The following is a 15,090-nucleotide window of genomic DNA, read 5'->3' as shown; positions in this document are numbered from 1 at the left end:
CAGACGGAGCAGGGTGCAGAGTGCGCCGAAGATGGCGGGGTCCGGCTCTTGGAGGGCACGATCTGTCCATGCGGATTCTCATTATGGGCGGGACGTGGTTTCTGGGTCGGACTGTTGCCGAGGAGGCGCTGCGGCGTGGGTGGGAGGTGATCACCTTCAACCGCGGACGCTCGGGCCCAGACGTGCCGGGGGTGCGAGCGGTGCGCGGTGACCGGACGGATCCGGAGGACCTGTCGGCCCTGGCGGCGTACGGGCCGTGGGATGTGGTGGTGGATACGTCGTCTTCGGCGCTGCCGCCGCGCGACGTCCTGGCCGGCGCCCGCACCCTTCAGGCAGTGGCCGAGCGGTACGTGTACGTCTCGACGGTCAACGCCTACCGGGGGTGGCCCAGTGATCCGCTGACTGAGCAGTCGGAGCTGCTGGACGGGCCGCCGGATGCGGATGCCGAGTACGGGCGGCTTCCCGAGGGATGGGACGGTCCGGACTGGTACTACGGGCGGCAGAAGGCTGGGGCCGAGCGGGCGGTGCTGGAGGCGTTCGGGGAGGAGCGGTCGGTGTTGCTGCGGCCGGGCGTCATTTTGGGGCCGGGCGAATACGTGGGGCGCTTGCCATGGTGGCTGGGCCGTGCGGAGCGGGGCGGGCGCATCCTGGCGCCGGGGAATCCGGGTAAGAGCATTCAGCCGGTGGATGTGCGCGATGTCGCGGCCTTCGCCCTGGAGCAGGGTGCGGCGTCGGTGGGCGGGGCGTACAACGTGGTGGCGCCGGTCGGTCGCGAGACGATGGGCGGCTTCCTGAAGGCGTGCCTTGAGGTGACCGGGCGTCGCGGCGAGCTGTCCTGGGTGCCGGATGCCTTCCTGCTCGAAGCGGGCGTGGAGCAGTGGACGGAGCTTCCGTTGTGGCGAACCCACGCGGGGGTGTGGAATATCGCCTCGCAGCAGGCGCAGGCGGCCGGGTTGGTGTGCCGGCCGCTGGCGGAGACGGTTGAGGCGACGTGGCAGTGGCTGTGTGACGGGGGTGTGCCGGTGGCGCACTCGCGGGCTGCAGAGCACGGCCTCGACGCAGCCCGGGAGCGGCAGCTCCTGGCGGCTTTCGATGGTTGGTCCGCGTCAGGTGTCGAGGGCGAGGTGCGCTGATCCACCCAGGTTGCGTGAGACGGACACCGCCGAGAACTCCTCGATGCGCTCACCGAGGTCGGAGGCTTGGGCTGCGGTGCGAAAGTCCGGGTGGGTGAGCTGGGCGCGAGCGGCGGCGAGGCGTTCGAGGACACCGGCACCGCGCCAGTCGCGGGGCACGTCGAAGACCGGCTCCAGGGCCTCGCATGCCCCATCGAGTTCGCGGCGCAGGAGGCGGGCGCGGGCAAGGTCGGTGGAGGCTTGTGAGGAGATGAGCATCGGCCGTGCGCCGTCGGGGCGCTCATCGAGCAGGCGCAGAGCGTGGGTGGCGGCTTCTTCGGCCCCGGTGGCGTCGCCGACGAGCAGGAAGGTGGTGGCGTTGCTCATGGCCAGGCGCTCGGGTGTGAAGCCGAATTCCCCACCGATGTCGTCGTGGAGCTCATCGCGATCGCTGTGGTGGATGTCGAGGGAGTCGCGCACGGCCCGGACGGCTTGCTCGCGGTCGCCAAGGTGGGCGTGGGCGCGGGCTTCGATGACAGCGAGGCGGGAGCGGGCGGTGGCGCCCAGCCCTCCGAAGCCCTGTGCGGTACGCACGAGGTTGAGGGCGTCGGAGGGGCGTCCGCTCCAGTAGGCGAGGAAGGCGAGGGCACCGTGGGCGTATGCCTGCAGCGGGCCGTGCTCGATGATCTGGCCGTAGAGGATCGCCGTGCGCGAGTGCTGGACGGCCGGCTGCAGGGCACCGAGGTCGAAGCAGACGGCGGAGAGCATGGCCGCGGCCTGCCCGGCGGTGAGGTAGAGCTGCTCTCGCTGGCGCAGCACCTGGGTACGTTCGAGCTTGTCCTGCGCGTCGAGGAGCAGTTCCTTGGCCTTGCGGTGCACTTCGGGTGGGGAGGTGCTGTTGTAGGTGCGGGCGATGTCGAGGATCGCGTCGTGCAGCCGGTCGAGCGATATGTCCGGCACCGTGAGGGAGGCGGCGTCCTCCGCGTGAGCGGCAGCGTCGCGAGCGGTCATGTCGAGTTCGCTTTCTTCGATCGTGGAGACGGCGAGGGCCCGCAAGGAGGCTTCGGGGGCCGGTTGGAATAGGGACCGCGCCGGGTGCCCGTACATGTGCTCCAGGATCAAGGGAGCGGGGTGTTGGGGGAGGGTCTGCACCTTTCCCGATGTCCAGCGGCGAAAGGTGATTTCGGAGACGGTTGCTGTGGCGATGCGTCGATCCTGTCGTTGCGCTGCGACTTCCCTCGCGGCCTCCTGGTAGTCCTGCGCGAAGACCTCGTAGGTCTGGTGGGCGTCGTCCACCAGACGCTTGAGCAAGGTGGGAGCAGCTTGCGGGGCCACGTGCACTCCTTTCGGCTCGACGGGACTCGGAGCCTGACCGTCGTCCACGTCACTTTTCCCTAATGCCCCGCAGGCGCAACTGCTTGGCGCCAGGTGATACCCAGGCGACACCACCGTGCGCGGGCAGCACCTCAGTGAGCGGTGAAGTGATACCCGCGTGAGATGGCGGTGTTGGGCGCCTGAGCGGGATTCTGTCTACCCGCTTGGCCCGGCATCACCGCTGGTGATGACCGTGCGGCCGCTGTCCTTGTACTCGCGACGGTGAACGTCTACCGGGTCGAGCGGGCTCCGGGCAACGCATCAAACCTGCGTCGCTCCCACAACTGGCGCGTACCGCGTTGGCATCGAAAGCTCTTCGCGAGGCTTCCGTACACCGCGGTGCAGTGTTCGAAAGGCGTTCACGATGCCCCCGAGTCCCGTGTGCCGCTCACCCGCCTGCGCTCCGCCGAACTCGCCGCAGCGTATGCCACTACAGCCGCTTCCTTACCTTGGAGCGCACATGCTTTCCCCCGCAAGAGCCACGGCCCCCGCCTTCGAAGGCACGCGCCCGCCGTTGATGAGGAAAACGGCGCACAGCACGTCGCCACAGCAAAACCCTTGGGGCATCGATGAGTTAGAGCGGGCGTTGGTCTGCCTTAAGGCTGGGCGTGACAGCGACATCATCCGCGCGGCTGCCCATGCGGCCGACGCGGTGTTGATGACGGACTCGCCACTGTTGGCGGACGCCGAGGTGCACCGCCGCATCGCCGGGCTGAAGAAGCACCTCCGGGAGGTAACGGTCCTTCTGAGGGACCAGGCCGCTGACGAGGCGCCGCAGGTGCTGCGGCTGCTGCTCGCGCGGGCCCGGCATGTGCAGCAGGAGACGCCGCCCGGTCCGATGGGTCCGACGCTGCACATGGTGCATCTGGCGGAAGTGCTCCAGCAGCAGGTGCGCTACCTGCGGGCGGGCCCCGACGCTTTGAACCGCTGCCCGGCCCCGCCCGCCGTCACCGCGCGCCTGCCCCGGCGCCGCACCGGGCCGGTCGCCCCCAGCCCCCGGCACCGCCTCGGGCCCACCGTCGGCGCGCGGGCTGTGCGCGCCGCGCCGCTGGGCTGCTGCGGCGGCACCCGGGCGCGGCCGTGCTGACGGCCGTGGTGTGTCTGCCGTCTCTGTACGGCCTGGGCGAGCTGGTCACCGTCCTGCGTGCTTGACGCCGGCCGGATCTCCGGCCTCTAGTGCAGCCCCTTCGCCGGGCCCCGTGGTCCATGCCTGCCCCGGCGAAGGGGCCCACCCCATCCATTCCCTCGCCTTGAAAGAAGACATGACTTCCCACCTGCTTACGGCTAGGCGCCTAGCCACCCCCGTCCTGTTGTGGTCGGCGTGCCGCCCGGTGCCAGCCCGGCAGTACCTCGGGCGGGTGCGTATAGAGCGCACCCCCGCCGGGACGATATCCGTGCCGCTCTACGCCAGCGCACCCCTGCCCTCCACCGCCCCGGGGCCCCTTCGCACTCCGGGGGACGCGTCGTGAGCGGCATCGAAGTGAACGTCCGCGATGAAACCGGCTGGTCCGGCAGGCTGGCCCGGCTGGTGCGGCAGGTGCTGGCTGAGGCGGCGCCGCGGCTGGAGGAGATCACCGGCCTGGCGACGCCCACGGTCACCTTCCGGCTGGTGACGCCCCGCGTGTGGCGGAAGGAGGTGGTGGCCTACGTCGATCGTGGCGTGCGGCAGGCGTTCGCCGGTTCCGAGGTCTACGAGCGGGAGCGGGCAGAAGCCGCGCAGAAAGTGGCGTCCTGGCGCAGGAAGGCGGAGTGGACCTGGCCGCTGCAGGAAGGCATGACGCTGACCGATCCGGGCGGGCGCCCGCAGACGCTCATCGCGCCGCGGGCTTTGCACCACACCGGGCTACGGCCTGATCGCCTGGCCCTGCACCGGTTTCTGGTGCACGAGTGTGTTCATCACGGGCAGATCCTCACCAGTCAGGGCGCGGTCGTACCGCCCCGCCTGTCGGTGCGCCGCTACGCCTGCGACGACCGGGCGGTGCCCGCCTTGTTCGAGGGACACGCCGAATGGGCCGAACGCCGCTACACCAGCGAGACGTTCGGCGGGCCGCCGGCCGCGAACGTCTTACGTCGCTCGTGGCGCTACCGGCTGCACCTGCGGATCATCCGCGAGCAGGACCGCCGAGCACAGCAACACACCACGACCGCGGCGGAACCGCCTGGGGCTGCCCTGGACCCCCGGGACGACGGGGCGCGGTTCGTCGCCGCGGCCATGGCCGGTGTAGGTGACGTCGCGCGGTTCAACAAGGTCTGGCACGACCTGAGCCTGGTGCCGACCGCCGAAGAGATCACCCAGCCCGAGGCGTGGCTGCGGCGCGTCGGCCTGTGAACCCGCACGTCTTGAGCCCCGTACTCCTTCAAGGACAGAGAACGAGCCGCCCATGACCATCCCGGCAATCGCACCAGCAGCACCAGGCACCGGCGTTCCCTGGCCGCCGGGCCTCGTCCCGTACGTCACCCGCTGGAGCGCCGAGCACGAACTCCCCTCCGCCGTCGTCCCCGCCCGTGGCGGGGACGGGATCGCCTTCGCGGATGAGCAGCTGTACGACCGGGACCGGCACGGTGTGCTGTGGGTCCGGCGCCAGGTGCACCAGGGCGGGGGAAGGCCGCTGTTCTCCAAGGTGCACTCGGTGCGGCAGCGGTACGCGATGCGGCGCCTGCGCTGCCAGACGTGCCGCCAGCCGGCCGACCGTAATGAGCAGGGCGTCTTGTGGCTGCTGGAAGACGGCCGCGCCGACCGGCCGGACTGGCCGGAAGGGGAGCTGACCGTCCACCCGCCCGTCTGCCGTGGCGGCTGCGTGGAGAAGGTCACCGAGCAGTGCCCGCACCTGCGGGACAACTGGGTCACCGTGCGCGTACGCGAACCGCTCCTCGACGGCATCTTCGGACGGCTCTACCTCCCCGGTCGGCCCCTGCCCGTCCCGGCTACAGGGGTGACCCGGCTCTACGACGCCCCGGACGTGCGCTGGGTGCTGGCGTCCCAGCTCGTGGCCACCCTGGCTGGCTGCACCATCGAGTCGGCCTGGGCCCCACGCCCCTCCCCCACCACCGGCGCGCGTCCCGGGCCCGCGCCGTCACGCACCGGTGTCCGACACGCTCGAAGGAGAAGGAGCCGATGACTCCGCCCCCGGTCGATCCCGCGCACGTCACTGCCCGGGAGAAGCAGATGCTCACCCTCGTTGCGCAAGGCAAGTCCAACAAGCAAATCGCCGACGTGCTCTGTGTGGCCCCGACGAGCGTGCGCACCTATCTGGTCATGCTGCGCCACAAGCTCGGCGTCCGGGGGCACCGGGCGACGCTGGCCCGCGTCGCCTTCCGCCTCCGGTACGTGCATCCCGGCACGGCCGAAGGCGAGGCACCCGCGCTGACCTGCGACGAACAGGGTCTGTTGCGGGACGTGGCCGACGGCCTGACGTTGAACGAGATCGCTGCCAAGAACGGCGAGAGCTACGACCAGGCCAAGGTCGGCGTAGCCCGGTTGCTCAGCAAGCTGGGGGCCGACGACCGCATAGAGGCGATGCGCATCTGTGAGCAGCACGGCCTCCTCAACGAGGACGCCGACGGCTGCGGTCCGCCCCGCACCGCCCGGCCCGAGAAGGCCGCCTGAGACAGCCGCTCGGTGCGCCGGAGCGATCCTCCCTGGCCCACTGGGCGGCACCCACTTCCCCGTACACCACTACACCGAGGAACACGATGCCCGAGCAGAACACCAGCGACCAGGACAACCAGAACGAGGACCAGGACCTCCCGTCGAAGGGGCTGGGCTGCATCGGCTGCGGCACCACCGAAGGCCACTGCACGGCCCCCAACCGGCACGGCCTGATGTAGCGGCCGTCAACGTGTCGTGAGAGGACTGCTCATGTGTCAGCACCAGCCGCCCTGCCCGTCGGCCGAGGCAGCCGACCGGGACGCCGCCCACTTGGTCGCATCCCACCCGGAACAGGGCTGGAGCCTGTTGTGCAACGGTGTCGTGCACTTCGAGGACACCGGAGACCTGTTGCCCGACGGCCAAGTCATCCGCCCGTGCCGCCCGGGCCGCCGTGAAGTGGCAGGCAGTGTGACGTGACCTACCTCCTCAACCCCCGTTCGCGGCTTGTGGACGGAACAGTCTGGGAACCGTGCGAAGCACCCGCGGCTGCCCTAAGGGCCCCGCACACCATGGACGTGTCTCCGGCGATCACGGGTGCTTTCTCGGGTATTCACCGCATCGATACCTGGTTCGGTGCCTGTCTTCTGCGGGCACTGACCATGCACCTGATCGTCGCCGGCACCTGGAGGCATTCGGCCGAGCGCGGGCTGTACTGCGTGCGTGACCGCAGCGCGAAGCATGGGCTGTGCCACCAGATGGTGGTGGGGGCGACCGGGCTGCGCGCGTTCGAGTACCGCACCGGTCACAGGGCGGCGCGGTGCGGCCTTGCGGTGAACCCGCCGCCGGAAGGGGCGCGGTCATGGCTTCCTCTGGCGCGCGGGGAATTGCCGCCCGCTGACAGCATCGTTCCGTGGCGCTACCTGTTGTCGTTCAGTTCGTCGCTGCCAGTGCGGATGAACGAAGACATGGTGGGCACCTACGTCCGGCTCGTCGGCGGCGGGAACTCCTCTATGTCGATCGCCGATGCCTACGTGGCCACGGCGCATCGCGCGGCCGCTGTCGCTCGGCTAGCTCCTGACCAGGCGGGGCGCTACGAGGTCAGCGACGGTGACGGTCTCTTGTGGCAAGTGCTGGTCGACCGTCGCATTCACGAGAAGCCTCTCGTCAGGGGCGTCCGGCTTTCGGTGGGGCGGTTCAGGAAGCCCGTTCGGCGTATGCGCACTCCGGGTGTTCCCTTCCGAGTGGGGATCGCTGGTCGCCCGCCGCTTGCGGAAGGTCTCGAAGCGCAGCGGACGTGTTGATGGAGCCGGCGCTCGGCGCGAAACGCGAAGGCCCCGGTCCGTGGACTCGGGGCCTTCGCTACACCTCTTGGAAAGGGTGCTGCCAGACTAACAGTGCGCAATGACAGTCAGCCCAACCGCTCAGCGCCCCGCAGGCGGCGACCGATGCTTCGTCTGAGACTGGTTGAACGCCCAGGTCACGAGCTTGGTCCCGGCGCCTGCGCTATCTGGTAGGCCCGTGATGCCGTGCATGATTCTCCTGCTTCGGCGGTAGCCGTGGGGCCTTCACTGCAGCACATAGGAAGTGCGGCTCCGCTTCAGTAGTCACTTCCCGAAGTGATCGCCCTCATAATCGGCGGGCGGGCCGTGTATGGGCGAGATCAGGACTTCTCATAACCACCGTGACCACTGCGGCGCTTGGGCTATTAGCAGCCAAAGTGGCTCAGTCGGCATGAGAGGCCAGAGCGGTTGAGGCGGAAGCTGTTATTCGAGTGAAACATGAGGCTCGTGTGGCTTCCAGGTCGCCTGGTTTCCCTGAGCGGGCGAGCTCAAACCTTTACTTCAGGGACGTCTAGAACGTCGAGCATGGAGCCGTTAATCGCACGGACGCTCGACTCCGGGTTGGTAGCTTCCTCCTCGTCGTCCCAAGGGGGGCGACATGATGAGAAGGGGGAACAAATGACCATTGTTCGCCGTATCGCTGGCGTTGGGCTTTCGACCGTTGCCATGGTGGGGGCCATGGCGGCCTTCGGGCCGTCGGCGCAGGCCGCACCTGCCATCACCGCTGGCACCTCCTGCGTCAACACCGGCAGTGGCAGCCTGTGTCTGTCCGCCGATCCGAAGGGTTACAACATCAGCTACCACAAGACGCGTGGCGGCAAGGCACACGCGGACTTCAACCTGGTGTGTGACAACGGCCGTTGGTTCGGTGACGAGGGGTCGTTCTACATTTCCGCGGGGCAGGTGCGGACCTACGTCTTCTCCGTGGGCAGCCAGGGCGCCTGCCGTGGCAAGCTGATCGACAAGAACAGCGGCGGCACCTGGATGACCGGCAAGATCAGCCGGTAACCAAGGCCAACGCCTGGGCGCGTGAGCGCCCCAGCACCAACGCGGGGCCGGAGCGGGCTTTCCCTCTCCGGCCCCGCCGCTGTTACCCCCCGCCGGCCGGGCGTCCTCTACCGCTGGAACAGGTTGCGCCCCACGTCTGAAGGCACCTGTTCACGGACTGGCGAGCTGCCGGGGCCTGGGCGGCTCATGCCAGGAACGGGTACGGGGCGGACGCGGTGCAGCAGCACCGCCCCGTCCCGGCGCCACACATCCTGATATCCATGGGCCAGCAGCAGACTGATCCGGTCGCGCTGCTCGGCCACTGCGGCAAAAGGAAAGGCGCGTTCCTTCTCCCGCATCAGCACCCAGTCGGCTCCACGCGGGATCCCATCAACAATGACCACGTCGGCGCGGGACGTCAGTCGAGGAGCGATGACGTTGTCCGCCTCGACCGTCACACCGTCGGGAATTCGCTCAGCAGCCTCAGCTAGGGCGCGCTTGTCCGCTGAGGGCCGCCACGAGTCTGGGTAGGCAAGGAGACCTAAGCCGAGGAAGACCGCGGCCGCCGAGCTCAAGGTCACTGCGACGACTGCCCATCGCATCGAGAGCCTGCCTCCCCTGGCACCGCGACGTGCTGGTCGGCTTCGATGCAACCGCACCAGGGTTTCCAGGGAGGCGGTGATCAGGATGGGCCACAGAAACGCGTCGTAGTGGTTGATCACCGGCCAGTGGTTGGGATTGTCGGACAGGATCCGTTCCGCCAGTAACGGCGCTGCCAGGAGCATCGTCAACGAACCGAGCGGCAGCAATGCCAGCGTGCCCAGTAGCCACGCCAGCATGGCCAGCTTGATGGCTGGGGTGAAGGCAACCTGAAGAACCACCCATGGCTCGGTGAGAATGTGACGCAAGGCGTCGCCCGGGCCTGCTCCTAAGCGGTCGTAGGACCAGTAGTAGCCGGCGGGGCTGCCCATCGCTGGCAGGAACCATGTGATCACTACAGCAGAGATCAGTGGTCCGGCCGCCATCACCGCAATACCTACTGTCCGGCCGGTGCGATGGTCTGAGCGGTGTGCACGTATCGCCAGTACCAGGCCGAATAATCCGGCCACCAGTCCCATGTCCTCTTTAACCATGCACAGCAGGGCCGCCCACAGTGCCGCGAGGCCGTAGCGGCGGGCCAGTCCCCGCTCAAGCATCAGCAGCGTGAGTGGCACCGCGAAGGCCACCTCGTGGAAGCCGGTATACGAGGCGTTCAGCAGCGGCCAGCCCAACGCGTACACCAGCCCCGCTCCATCAGCCGCTCGCCGCGCGACGGATGGAGTGGCATCTGCGAAGCAGTGCCGGGCGATGCTGCGCACCACGGGCACTCCGAGGGCGAACAGTCCAGCCTGCGCGATGATGAGCATGCGCGGGTCGTCCCACACCCAGTAGAGCGGCGCCAGCAGCGCGAGCACGGGGAGAAATGATCGCCCAGGAGGGAGAATCCGGGCGGGAACTCATGGTGCACGTTCTTAATCGGTGACCTGGGCAGCTCAAAGTGGGCGTAGGACCGAATCGCCTGGTCGAAGATTCCAAGGTCGAACCCCGTCACCCGTAACGCCGTCCAGGACTGGAATCCCAAACCGCAGCACACGAGAAAGCACAGCAGAGCCAGGGCCCAACCCCGTCGCCTGTCACTGAGCTGCGGCCTCCGGGCCGACACGCGCAGTTGCTGCAGCGCCTCGACAGCGCCACCTGTCCCCTCATCGCATCTCTGGCGTGGCAGACACACTGTGTCCTGATTCGCTATTCGGCCCCATCGGCGACTCATGCCGGTGACGCTACTTCCCTCCGGCGCGCCACGTCGCAAAACTTGATCTATTAGCGCCACACAACCCACATCCGCGCCAAGCGCGCCAGTCAAGCGCGAACACGCGCAGCGCCGATTCCTGGCCGCCCCTGCAGGGATGGCGTACCGCCGGGCCGCACGTTGCATCCGCAGCGGCGCTGCGGAGCATCGTCAGCTTGTCCCTCACTTCGCTCGTGGGCATCCTGCGGGCACCCCGAAGGGAGCGTCTCCGTTAGGCGTATTCTGCTACTCCTAGTTCGGGAAGGGAGACCGTTGTGGCGAAGCCGCTGCTGTTTGGCCGTAAAGAGATCGCGCGGGTGTACAACATCGCGCCGACAGCGGTCAGTGACCGCTGGGTGCCGGCGGGGATTTTGACGTACGAGGATGCGGCGATTGTCTCCGGCAAGCCGTTTTGGCCGGGTGGCCTCGTCGTAGATGTTGCGCTGCCGCCCGGAGGCAAGGGCCGCCAGTTGGATGAGGGCCTGCTAGAGAAGGTGGTGGAGGAGCAGCAGGCGACTTCGCACCCTAAGAAGAAGGGGGAGCTTCCTCCTCTGGTGGGGACGCAGGAGTATGGAGAGTTGTTCGGGGTCGGCGAGGTGGCCGCCGCCCAGGCGGCGACTCGGAGCACGGGGATGCTGCCGCCGGCGGACTACGTGCTGTCGGGCTCGCGCTTGTGGCTCCTGGACACGGTGCTCGACGCCGCCGATGTGACGATGCAGAAGTCTCGGAAGTCGACTTGGCAGCTTCGGCAGGATGTGGCGGACGCGTTGCGGACGGGCCGGTACGACGGGCCGGGTTCGTTCATCGCGAAGCGTGGCGTGGCCGCGAAGAAGGCGCTGCGGGAGCGGTAGGCAAAAGCAGGTGGCGGCGTCTGGCCGGGCGCCGCCACTGTTTCCGGAGTTGACCCCCACCCCAGACATAGTAGAATTTATTCAACGAAGGAGGGGCGCGTTTGATCAGGTGCGCCCCATGCCGCAAAATAGGCCGCAGCATTTGAACGGAGGGGGAATCATGGTTCCCGAACAGTTGGAACTGCCCGTTGCGCCCTTGCGGCACCCCAAGGCTCTCGGAAGTGCCAGCATCCAGGACCGCTTCGAGTCGTTCCACCAGCTCAACCCATGGATTTTGGACCAGTTGGAGACACTGACCCTCGACTGCGTCAACCAGGGAATCAAGCGCGTGGGCATCGGGATGCTGTTCGAGGTTCTGCGCTGGCAGTACGGCAGGGCGACTCGCGGCGAGCCATGGAAGCTGAATAACGACTACCGCTCCAGGTACGTGCGCAAGCTCATCGACCTGCACCCCGAGTGGTCAGCCCTGTTCGAGCTTAGGGGCCTTCGCTCGGCCTAGAAATAGGCCGCCGTTTTTTATTCCTCTTGGACTGGAGCTACCGCATGACCACCCCTACCGTCCCGAAGCTGCGCACCCGCAAGCCGACAGGCGCCATCCCTTGGCCGAAGGTCCTGCTCGAAGGTGAAGAGAAAGCGGGCAAGAGCTACCTGGCCGCCTCCTTCACCGGCTGCGACCGGACAGGGCAGGCGTACTGGCTAGAGCTCGGCGAGGACACCGCTGACGAATACGCCGCAGTCCCCGGCGCCGACTACCTGCTGATCGAGCACAACGGCACCTACCGCGACATCCTCGACCAGGTCGAGGCCGTGCACGCCGAAGCCAAGCGTGCCGCCGCCGCAGGCGAACCGCCCGTCGTGCTGGTGATCGACTCGGTGTCCCTGCTGTGGCGGATGCTCGTGAACTGGACGCAGGACCGCGGCCGGCGCAGCAGGACCGGGCAGAAGAAGCTGCGCTTCGACCCGGACGCGGAGATCAAGCCGGGCATGAACCTGTGGAACGACGCGACGGAGCGGTGGAACCGGGTGATGTACCTGGTGCGCACCATGCCCGGCATCGTGCTCCTGCTGGCGCGCGGCAAGGAAGTGCAGGCCATCGACGGCGCGGGAGAACCTATCCCGAACACGAAGACGTGGCGTGTCGAGGGCCAGAAGTCGCTGGCGTTCGACGCCACCGTCTGGGTGCGGCTGCTGCGCGGGGATGATCACGCCTACGTGGTGGGCGCCCGCTCCCTGAAGTTCCAGGTGCCTCGCGAGGGCAAGCCCAAGGCGGTGCCGCAGTTCTCGGTCGAGTCGCTGGTCTTCGACCTCATGGGCTGCGGCCCCCACTCGGCGCCGCGCCAGGCACCGCAGTTGACCGGAGACCTTGCTCAGCCGTGGATCGCGAGGGTGCAGGAGACGGCTGAGAAGAACGGCATTCCGGGACTCCAGGAGCTGTGGAAGAAGGTCGGGGCGGACAAGTCCCTCAGCCGGGACGAGATCAACGTGGTGCGTCACGCGATCACTCAGCAGGTAGCGGCGTTGAAGAACCCGCCGAAGATCGAGGACCCGACGAGCGATGCGGCCAGACTGCGCGCCGCGGCCCTCGCCGAGCAGGACGAGCAGGGTGAACCGGAGCCGGATCCATTCGATGAGGACCCGTACGCCCCCGCCACCTGACCTTCCCCCTCTCGTACGCGCCAGGCCCGCCGTCGCGGGCGGGCCCGGCGTGCCCTCTTGGAGAACCGCGTGACTGCAACACTGACCGAACCAGCCCCGGTGTCGATCTGGGATGCCGCTACCGCCGTCGACGCCCGGCGCCCCCGGTCACAGCAACAACAGCTCGGCGCATCCGACACCGTGTGCCAGCGTCGTGCCGGATACGTCGTACACCAGGTGCCGCCCACGGACGCACCGGACAAGAAGGCCGCGATCCTCGGCACCTATATCCACGCCGGTCTGCTGGAGTCCGCCCGCACCGAATACGGCTGGCTGGTGGAACGTACGGTCGCCGACGGCCGGATCCGCGGGCACATCGATGTCGTGCAGCTGGATGACGCGACGGCCGCTCGCTTGCCGAAGCGGCACCGGCCTGTCCAGCCGGCGGAGGTGCTGACGGTGGAGGACGTGAAGACGAAGTCGAGCCGTGTGTGGGACCGAGTGGTGCGGTACGGGCCGACGGCTGCTGAGGTGCGGCAGGTCCTGCTGTACGCCGATCTGCTGCGCACGGTCGGTTTCGCTGATGTGCCGGGGCAGCGGTACCTGCACCGAATAGGGCCGGTGGACGTGCAGCGGATCCGCTTTCGCTTCGTGTGCCGGGACACCGGCGAAGAACACATCGACGAGTTCGACTTCGACCCGTGGCTGGCGGACGAGGCCCGGTGGTGGGTGGACCGGGTGCTGGAAGCGGACACTCCCGAGGAACTATCCCGCGATCATGATGGTCCGGGTTTGCCGACGAAGACGCTGTGCGATTACTGCCCGTGGGCGTCGGCGTGCTGGCCGGGGGCGGCTCCGGGCAGCCCGGTGCAGACGGTCTTGGTGCACGATGACGAGGACCGGGCGGCTGCGCTGGCGGAGTACGTCCGCCACCGTGAGCGGGAGAGCACATCGAAGAAGCGCAAGCAAGTGCTGCGGGCGATGCTCGACGACTCACCCGAGGGCTGCTACGGGGACAACGCGCTGAGCTGGGGCGGCGGTAACCCGAAGGAGGAGCCCGACGTTCAGGCGTTGGTCGACACATTCGAGCACGCCGGGCTGACGGTTCCCATGGTTCCGGACGTGGACGGCATGGTGGCCGTGGCCCGTCGTGCCGGCGTGGCGGTGCCGATGCGTAACGCGGCGGGGCAGAAAACTCCGCGCACCATCAACGTCACGCGATCCCGCAAACGCCTCTGACGCCCTCTTGTGCGGCCCCGCACGTGCGGTGCGGGGTCCGCCTCCCCTTCTGATCTTTTCGAGCCTTGCGCTGCCTTGGAGGCATGTTCCGTGACCATTCTGCGCCGCCACCTGAGTTCTGGGTTCACGGTGTTGCCCAACAGCACCCTGAACGATGAGCGGCTGAGTTTTCGGGCGCGGGGCATCTTGGGTTGGCTGATATCGAAGCCGGACAACTGGCAGGTGCGGATCACGGCAATCGCGGCTGCGGGGAAAGAAGGCCGGGAGGCCGTAGCGGAGGCGGTGCGGGAGCTGAAGAGGCTCGGCTACTACCGGGTGGTGACCGATCGGGGGCCGGATGGGCGGTTGTCGCGGTTCACCGAGGTGTACGACACAGCGCAGGACTGGGCGGCTGAGGAATACGAGCGGCTGGAGGCACGCCGGTTGTCCAGGAAGCTGTCCAAGAAGCTGGAGTCCGAGGCGCAGAGCCCGTCGGAGACCGAAGACGGGTTTCCGGGGGTCGGTTCACCGGTGGCCGGTGAACCGGAGGCGGGCGCGTCGGGGGTTCTAAGTAGTAACCACAACCAACACCTTCAGAAAGAAATCCCCCTACCCCCGCGGCTGTCGCCGCAGGGGAGCCATTGCCCGTCGGCGGCGAAGAGCCAGTGCCCGCGGTGAAGCAGGGGCCGGGGCGGGCGTGTGCTGCTCATCCGGATGCTCCGGGGCGTTCGTGTCGAGGGTGCGGGACGAGTCCCCGCGCCCAGCGTGAGGCGGAGAAACGGGCAGAGAGGGAGCGGGTCAAACGGGCTGAGCGGGCGGCGAATGAGGGCACGTTGGCGGAGGTTCGGAGCCGGCCGGGTGGAGACGGCTTGTCGGAGGTGGCTCGGCGCCGGATCGAAGAGATGCGCAGGGCGCGGCAGCGGATGGTGGACCAGGGCTCAGGGGTGGGGGCGACATCGACCAGGAAATAGGTCGCCGCTTATGATGCCGATAGGGCTGCTAGCCACCCGCTTAACCACCTCAGGGCAGTTCGGGCGAACGCCCACAGGCTGCGCGCCCAACACCCATCCCCTACGGCGAGCTCAGCGCGCGCCGAGGGCGCAAGCAACACCACGCACGTCCACTAGGCGCCTTAATAGGCCGCATCATTAGATGA

The 15,090-nt window shown here is 68.1% G+C and carries 15 protein-coding genes and 1 pseudogene; 14 read left to right on the top strand and 2 right to left on the bottom strand.

The annotated features are described in order from the left end of the window. Positions 1 to 68: 68 nt before the first annotated feature. Positions 69 to 1,133, top strand: a complete 1,065-nt coding sequence (locus tag ACEXOX_RS28040) for an NAD-dependent epimerase/dehydratase family protein (protein ID WP_406523940.1) — start codon at positions 69 to 71, stop codon at positions 1,131 to 1,133. Here the strand turns inward: ACEXOX_RS28040 and ACEXOX_RS28035 are convergent. Beyond that, on the bottom strand, positions 1,107 to 2,447 hold the full coding sequence (locus tag ACEXOX_RS28035) for a hypothetical protein (protein WP_406523939.1): 1,341 nt from the start codon (positions 2,445 to 2,447) through the stop codon (positions 1,107 to 1,109). The genes ACEXOX_RS28040 and ACEXOX_RS28035 overlap by 27 nt on opposite strands. Positions 2,448 to 3,144: 697 nt before the next feature. On the opposite strand from ACEXOX_RS28035, the gene ACEXOX_RS28030 reads away from it, so the two are divergent. The 8 genes from ACEXOX_RS28030 (at position 3,145) to ACEXOX_RS27995 (ending at position 8,423) form a co-directional block, all read left to right on the top strand. Continuing rightward, positions 3,145 to 3,573 (top strand): hypothetical protein, encoded by a 429-nt coding sequence (locus tag ACEXOX_RS28030; RefSeq protein ID WP_406523938.1) that lies wholly within the window; start codon positions 3,145 to 3,147, stop codon positions 3,571 to 3,573. A gap of 378 nt (positions 3,574 to 3,951) precedes the next feature. Continuing rightward, positions 3,952 to 4,815, top strand: a complete 864-nt coding sequence (locus ACEXOX_RS28025; RefSeq protein WP_406523937.1) for a hypothetical protein — start codon at positions 3,952 to 3,954, stop codon at positions 4,813 to 4,815. 52 nt (positions 4,816 to 4,867) lie between these two features. Next, positions 4,868 to 5,605, top strand: coding sequence for a hypothetical protein (locus ACEXOX_RS28020; RefSeq protein WP_406523936.1), 738 nt, complete (start codon positions 4,868 to 4,870; stop codon positions 5,603 to 5,605). Then, on the top strand, positions 5,602 to 6,093 hold the full coding sequence (locus ACEXOX_RS28015) for a LuxR C-terminal-related transcriptional regulator (protein ID WP_406523935.1): 492 nt from the start codon (positions 5,602 to 5,604) through the stop codon (positions 6,091 to 6,093). Before ACEXOX_RS28020 ends, ACEXOX_RS28015 begins: the two co-directional genes overlap by 4 nt. A gap of 86 nt (positions 6,094 to 6,179) precedes the next feature. Beyond that, a complete protein-coding gene (locus tag ACEXOX_RS28010; RefSeq protein WP_406523934.1) occupies positions 6,180 to 6,314 on the top strand; it encodes a hypothetical protein in 135 nt (44 codons plus the stop codon). A 31-nt stretch (positions 6,315 to 6,345) separates the two neighbouring features. Beyond that, positions 6,346 to 6,552, top strand: a complete 207-nt coding sequence (locus ACEXOX_RS28005) for a DUF5999 family protein (RefSeq protein ID WP_398171834.1) — start codon at positions 6,346 to 6,348, stop codon at positions 6,550 to 6,552. A 92-nt stretch (positions 6,553 to 6,644) separates the two neighbouring features. Then, positions 6,645 to 7,376, top strand: a complete 732-nt coding sequence (locus ACEXOX_RS28000) for a hypothetical protein (protein ID WP_406523933.1) — start codon at positions 6,645 to 6,647, stop codon at positions 7,374 to 7,376. A gap of 657 nt (positions 7,377 to 8,033) precedes the next feature. Continuing rightward, positions 8,034 to 8,423: a hypothetical protein gene (locus ACEXOX_RS27995; protein ID WP_125045572.1), complete on the top strand. Its 390-nt coding sequence runs from the start codon at positions 8,034 to 8,036 to the stop codon at positions 8,421 to 8,423. Between the two features lie 107 nt (positions 8,424 to 8,530). On the opposite strand, the pseudogene ACEXOX_RS27990 reads toward ACEXOX_RS27995, so the two are convergent. Beyond that, a pseudogene (locus ACEXOX_RS27990) lies at positions 8,531 to 10,212 on the bottom strand (DUF2079 domain-containing protein). A gap of 293 nt (positions 10,213 to 10,505) precedes the next feature. On the opposite strand from ACEXOX_RS27990, the gene ACEXOX_RS27985 reads away from it, so the two are divergent. From ACEXOX_RS27985 to ACEXOX_RS27965, 5 genes are all read left to right on the top strand, one after another. Beyond that, the gene (locus ACEXOX_RS27985) at positions 10,506 to 11,081 is read left to right on the top strand and encodes a hypothetical protein (RefSeq protein ID WP_406523932.1); all 576 of its coding nucleotides are present in this window, start codon (positions 10,506 to 10,508) and stop codon (positions 11,079 to 11,081) included. A gap of 160 nt (positions 11,082 to 11,241) precedes the next feature. Then, on the top strand, positions 11,242 to 11,580 hold the full coding sequence (locus ACEXOX_RS27980; RefSeq protein WP_399626305.1) for a hypothetical protein: 339 nt from the start codon (positions 11,242 to 11,244) through the stop codon (positions 11,578 to 11,580). A 44-nt stretch (positions 11,581 to 11,624) separates the two neighbouring features. Then, positions 11,625 to 12,737 (top strand): AAA family ATPase, encoded by a 1,113-nt coding sequence (locus ACEXOX_RS27975; RefSeq protein ID WP_406523931.1) that lies wholly within the window; start codon positions 11,625 to 11,627, stop codon positions 12,735 to 12,737. Positions 12,738 to 12,806: 69 nt separating this feature from the next. Beyond that, positions 12,807 to 13,955 carry a PD-(D/E)XK nuclease family protein gene (locus ACEXOX_RS27970; RefSeq protein ID WP_406523930.1) on the top strand — a complete coding sequence of 383 codons (1,149 nt, stop codon included), beginning with the start codon at positions 12,807 to 12,809 and terminating at the stop codon, positions 13,953 to 13,955. Positions 13,956 to 14,045: 90 nt separating this feature from the next. Continuing rightward, the gene (locus ACEXOX_RS27965; protein ID WP_406523929.1) at positions 14,046 to 14,612 is read left to right on the top strand and encodes a hypothetical protein; all 567 of its coding nucleotides are present in this window, start codon (positions 14,046 to 14,048) and stop codon (positions 14,610 to 14,612) included. The last annotated feature ends 478 nt before the right edge of the window (positions 14,613 to 15,090 follow it).

The organism is Streptomyces sp. Ac-502 (assembly GCF_045222935.1).
Classification (GTDB): domain Bacteria; phylum Actinomycetota; class Actinomycetes; order Streptomycetales; family Streptomycetaceae; genus Streptomyces; species Streptomyces monomycini.
This window is presented reverse-complemented; position numbering and strand designations above follow the sequence as displayed.